Consider the following 6304-nt stretch of genomic DNA (forward strand, 5'->3'; position numbering starts at 1 on the left):
ATCAATAGCAGCATCTCCGTAAGCCTTAGAGTTAGACATTTGTTTCTCCTCCTAAACCTAAATAAGAAAACATTCATCATTTAAGTAAGTAATATGATACTTCATTATTTATGCCCTCATTTGTAATAAAAAGGAATGCTCAGCAGAAAAAATCAATAAATTTTTTTCGACTTGAATAATAATTATCAAAAAAGAATAGTGATTTTCAAAACACTTTCTCTGTATATTAAATCACACTTTCCGATATTTTTGTGAACTTTTTTTGAATAATTTTATACAAAATTGTGACAGGATTCATTATTTAATGACTGAGGTATGAATTTTACGGTTAAAACCTCTTATTTTAAAAAAAGAAACCTTCTATACAATATACCCATATCTATTACTAACAGACTAAAAGCAAAGTTACAACTATTTCCACTATAATAATAGTGTTAATTATTTATTATTCAGGACCTTTTTTATTTATAAAAGTTATTTAATAATCTTACTTAATTTCTGTTCATTTTCGACATTATTCGGTATTATTAATAGGGAATTTAATAATCTTGTCTTTTCCATTTATTATACTGTCAGGTTTATCCAATGACAAATTATTGAACTATTTAAGAGGTGACTTTTTTGCGACGATCTTTGAAGTGGTTAGCGGTTGCCACTACCATCGGAATGATTTTTATCCTAATTGGCGGTGCATTAGTGACAAAGACCGGTTCTGGAATGGGCTGCGGAAGATCTTGGCCACTTTGTCATGGGAAATTCCTTCCGTTGGCAATAACACCAGAATTGGCTATCGAACTTGCCCACAGGCTTGTTTCCGGAGTAGGTGGAATTATGGTTCTCATTCTATCGGTTTGGTCATGGAAGGCGATAGGGCATATAAGAGAAACAAAATTTCTTTCATTCCTTTCCTTTTTCTTTTTACTTTTACAAGCATTAATTGGGGCAGCTGCAGTAAAATGGGGACAATCAAGTTTTGTCCTGGCCTTACATTTCGGTATTTCTCTTATCTCCTTTTCATCAGTGTTATTGTTAACACTTTTAATTTTTGAAATTGATAAGAAATTTAATGCAGAAAAACTTTATATTGATAAGCGAATGGGGGTTCATATTGTCGGTGTTTCCATTTATAGTTATCTGGTTATTTACACTGGTGCACTAGTGCGTCATACGAAGTCTAGTCTGGTTTGTCGGGACTGGCCATTATGTTTAAATGACGCCCCTGCTTTACCCTCTAACTTGTACGAATGGGTGCAAATGGGGCACCGGGCAGCTGCTGGTCTGATTTTTATCTGGATTACTTATATCCTTATTTTGACGGTCCGCCATTATAAAGAGCAAAAAGTTCTTTATTGGGGATGGATAATTTCTTTCATCCTGGTTTCCTTACAAGTGATTGCTGGTGCTTTAATCATTTTTACTAGTTTAAATCTGTATATTGCTCTTTTGCATGCTTTCTTTATTACCTGCTTATTTGGAGTTTTGAGTTATTTCCTTTTGTTATATTCGAGATCTAAAAGAAATTATCAGTAAAAAAGTTGCTAGGGATAATGTATCCCTAGCAACTTTTTTAGTTTTTCGTTAATTCAATTAATAGATCACCTGTTAATATTGCATCCCCGCTTGATACATAAATATCCTTCACAATCCCTGAAAACGACGCTTGAACGGTTGTTTCCATTTTCATCGCTTCGGTAATCATTAAGTGATCACCGCGTTCCACTTTTTCACCTTTTTCGACGAGCACCTTAACCACGGTTCCCGGCATCGTTGCAGCTAATTGATTTTCATTTTTCGGATCAGCCTTTAACCTAGCCACTACCGTAGATTTAATACTCTCATCCTTGATGGATACTTCCCGCGGCTGACCATTTAATTCAAAATAAACTACTCTCGTACCGTCAGCTTGAGGATGACCGATAGAGACGAGTTTAACAATTAGTGTTTTCCCTGTTTCAATTTCAACTTCAATTTCTTCACCCAGTCGCATTCCATATAGGAATGTTGGTGTATCAAGTACTGAGATATTGCCATATTGTTCATCTATTTTCATGTACTCCATAAATACCTTAGGATATAGAGCATAAGAAATAATCTCAAAATCAGTCACTTGTCTGCCAAGTTCTTTAAATAATTTTTCCTTTATTTTCTCTAAGTCCACAGAATCAAGCAGTTCACCTGGGCGAACTTCCAATGGTTTTTTTCCTTTTAAGATTACTTGTTGCAAGCCTTCTGGAAAACCACCATATGGCATGCCAAGCGATCCTTCAAATAGTTCAACAACTGAGTCCGGGAAATCCAGCGTATCTCCCTTTAATAGCACGTCTTCCTCAGTTAAATCATTTTGAACCATAAATAATGCCATATCTCCAACGACCTTTGATGAAGGGGTAACCTTGACAATATCCCCAAACATCTGATTTACCCGTGCATACATTTCTTTTACTTCATCCCAACGGTCACTGAGGCTAACCGCTCTAGCTTGTTGCTGGAGATTGCTATATTGACCTCCTGGCATCTCATGTTGATAAATTTCAGTATGTGGGGAAATCATTCCACTTTCAAAATCTTGATAATACTTGCGTACATCTTCCCAATAATAAGACAACTTCTCCAACGCATCGATATTTACTTGTGGTTTCCTCGGCGTCCCCTCAAGTGCATAAAATAATGAATTGGCACTAGGCTGGGATGTTAAGCCTGCCATTGTTCCCAAAGCCGTGTCAACAATATCTACTCCTCCATCTATTGCCCTTGCATACGTATAAAGTCCATTTCCGCTCGTATCATGAGTATGAAGATGGATTGGAATATTAACTGTTTCTTTTAGCTCAGAAATAAGTCTGTACGCTGCCTCAGGCTTTAATAATCCAGCCATATCTTTAATTCCTAGTATATGTGCCCCTTGAAGTTCCAACTCTTTTGCCAAGTTTTTATAATACTGAAGATTGTATTTCGTCCTTGTCTGATCTAAAATGTCGCCTGTATAACAAATTGATGCTTCAGCAATTTTACCAGTTTGTCGAACTGCATCAATCGCAACTTCCATTCCCTTTACCCAGTTTAAACTATCGAAAATTCGAAAAACATCAATTCCACCTGAGGCAGATTGATCCACAAATTCACGGATCAGATTATCAGGATAATTTTTATATCCTACAGCGTTCGCACCACGTATCAACATTTGGAATAATACATTTGGAATTTTTTTACGAAGTGATACTAATCGGTCCCATGGATCTTCTTTTAAAAAGCGGTATGCCACATCAAAAGTTGCTCCACCCCACATTTCAAATGAAAATAAGTCTGGCAAAAGTTTTGCAGAGGGCTCAGCGATATGTAGAATATCGGTCGTCCGCAAACGGGTAGCTAATAATGACTGATGTGCATCACGAAAGGTCGTATCCGTTAATAATACATGTGGTTGATTCTTTACCCACTCGACAACACCTTCTGCACCGAACTTATCAAGGATTTGTTTGGTCCCCGATTGATACGGCAAATCATATGGTAAATTAGGTATTCTTGGCTTTGAAAATACTGGTCTTTTCTTCTTCTCAATACCTGGGAACCCATTTACGGTTACTGTTCCAATGTACGATAACATTTTTGTCCCACGGTCTTTACGAAACGGGAAAATAAACAATTCCGGAGTTGTATCAATAAATGAAGTATCATATTCGCCATTCCTAAACTTTTCATGCTTCACGACATTTTCTAAGAACGGGATATTTGTTTTTATCCCTCTAATTCTGAATTCCTGCAAATTGCGAACCATTTTTGAAGCTGCTTGCTCGAAGGTCAATGCCCAAGTTGATAGTTTTACTAATAATGAGTCATAATAGGGGGTAATAACAGCACCCTGAAAGCCATTTCCTGCATCCAGACGTACTCCAAAACCTCCACCTGAACGATAGGCCATAATTTTTCCTGTATCAGGCATAAAATTATTTAGCGGGTCTTCCGTTGTTACCCTTGACTGAATCGCAAATCCATTAACTTGGATTTTTTCTTGTAATGGTATACCGACTATCGGACCATGTATTTCATGACCTTCCGCAATCAATATTTGCGTTTGGACGATATCGACGCCTGTTACCATCTCAGTGACTGTGTGTTCTACTTGAACTCGTGGATTTACTTCAATAAAGTAAAAATCATTTCCAGAAACAAGAAACTCTACGGTACCTGCGTTCAAGTAATTTATATTTTTCATCAATTTTACAGCAGCGTCGCAAATTCTTCCTCGTAACTCGTCAGATATGGATACGCTTGGAGCAACCTCTACAACCTTTTGATGGCGCCTTTGGACGGAACAATCGCGGTCAAAAAGGTGAACTATATTCCCCTGCTTATCACCAATAATTTGAACTTCAATATGCTTTGGATTTTCAATTAATTTTTCAAGATAGACTTCGTCATTTCCAAAAGCAGCTTTTGCTTCTGACTTTGCCCTTTCAAATGCTTCACGGATTTCATCTACTTGTTTTACAATTCTCATCCCGCGGCCGCCTCCGCCAAGAGAAGCCNNCTTCCACAAAGTCTTCTACCTCATTTACCTCTTTAACCGGACCTGGGCTTCCTGGAATGACTGGTATTCCGGCAAGCTCTGCCTGATGCCTTGCTTTGACCTTATCTCCGAACATATCTAATTGTGTTACCTGAGGTCCAATAAAAATAATTCCTTCTTCTTCACAACGCTTAGCAAAATGAATATTTTCAGACAAAAAACCATACCCTGGATGAATGGCATTAGCTCCGCTTTTTTTGGCGATTGCAATGATGTCGTCAATGTCTAAATAGGCATCAATTGGTTTTTTTCCTTCCCCTACGAGATAAGCCTCATCAGCCTTGTAACGATGATAAGCTCCGGAATCCTCTTTCGAATAAATCGCAACAGTTCGAATATTCAGTTCTGTGCAGGCACGAAAAACCCTTATGGCAATTTCCCCTCGGTTGGCTACCAATACTTTATTAATTTGTCTAGTCACAAAAGCACCTTCTATTCTATGTATTTTTAAAAACGCGAAGAGCATAAATGTCCTTCGCGTTTTAATTAAATATAAAAAACCTTACCATCTTTTTGATTAACCCGTTTATCAATATGTTCCTGGTTATTTTTATATTTCTTTTCATATTTATTGAACATAGAAACATTAACAAGGATTCCGGTCGCTGCTGCAAGTACTAAAAGCGATGACCCGCCATAGCTTACATATGGCAGAGTGACCCCTGTTAATGGAATTATTCCAGATACTCCTGCTAGATTTACAAATGTCTGGATTCCAATCATACTTGATATACCAATCGCAAGAAGACTTCCGAAAGGATCTTTACACTGTAATCCTACATATATCCCTCTTAAAACAATATAGAAAAGGAGTATAATTACGAAACCAACACCCCATATCCCCAACTCTTCAGCAATAACGGCCATAATGAAGTCAGTATGTGATTCCGGTAAATAGCCAAGTTTTTGGATACTCTTTCCCAAACCCAATCCATTAACACCACCAGAGCCAATCGCAATGTATGAGTTTGCTAGATGAAAACCTGCATTATTTACAACATCTTCAGCAAAAGGATTATCTAAAATAGCAAAACGGTCAGTACGCTTTTCAGAAAATATCTTATCTTTTGCAACTAAACCAATTGGCACCAAAACTATAAGAGCAATGATTAGTAATTTTAAGATACTTTTAGGATTCAGCCCTGAGCAAAAGGTTATCATTGCAGCAATTGCTGCAATAATAAAAGCTGTACCATAATCAGGCTGTAAAATAATAATCCCGCATATGATAAATAAATAAATTAACGGAGGAAGAACACCTTTATTCAGTTGATTTATATAGGCTTGCTTTTTCGCGTATACTGCTGCTAAATAAATAATCACCGCAAGTTTGACAAATTCAGATGGCTGCAGGCGAAATGTGCCGATTTGATACCAACTTTGGGCACCACCAACAATTACTCCAAAAGGAATTAATCCTAAAAGGATAACGATAGACCCAATTACCATAGGAACCTGAAACCCTTTTGTAAACTGCATTACCTTATATGGCATAATTGCTGTAAAAAGAAAAATTAGTGTAAAAATCAACAACCAAATTTTCTGCTTTTGATAAAAATAATCACTTGGAACTTCGTATCTTTGTACGGCGGATGCCATGCTTGCACTGTAAATCATAACCAGTCCAAAGGTGCACAAAAGGACAGTAGCAATAATTAAAGTATAATCATATGATTTCAATATTTTTTTTAGCATTAAATGGTCCTCATTTTCAATATTGATTTATATCATTCTATT

Annotated in this window: 2 protein-coding genes and 1 pseudogene; 1 reads left to right on the plus strand and 2 read right to left on the minus strand. The window is 36.8% G+C overall.

Translation table 11 applies throughout. The features are described 5' to 3' along the window. Positions 1-621: 621 nt before the first annotated feature. Positions 622-1530 (plus strand): COX15/CtaA family protein, encoded by a 909-nt coding sequence (locus V7659_RS01070; RefSeq protein WP_335537535.1) that lies wholly within the window; start codon positions 622-624, stop codon positions 1528-1530. Positions 1531-1567: 37 nt separating this feature from the next. On the opposite strand, the pseudogene pyc reads toward V7659_RS01070, so the two are convergent. Then, a pseudogene (gene pyc, locus V7659_RS01075) lies at positions 1568-5033 on the minus strand (pyruvate carboxylase). Positions 5034-5053: 20 nt separating this feature from the next. Further along, complete coding sequence (locus V7659_RS01080; RefSeq protein ID WP_335537536.1) at positions 5054-6262, minus strand: FtsW/RodA/SpoVE family cell cycle protein; 1209 nt, start codon at positions 6260-6262, stop codon at positions 5054-5056. Between the last annotated feature and the right edge of the window lie 42 nt (positions 6263-6304).

It is taken from the genome of Neobacillus drentensis, from assembly GCF_036966985.1.
GTDB lineage: Bacteria > Bacillota > Bacilli > Bacillales > Cytobacillaceae > Neobacillus > Neobacillus drentensis_E.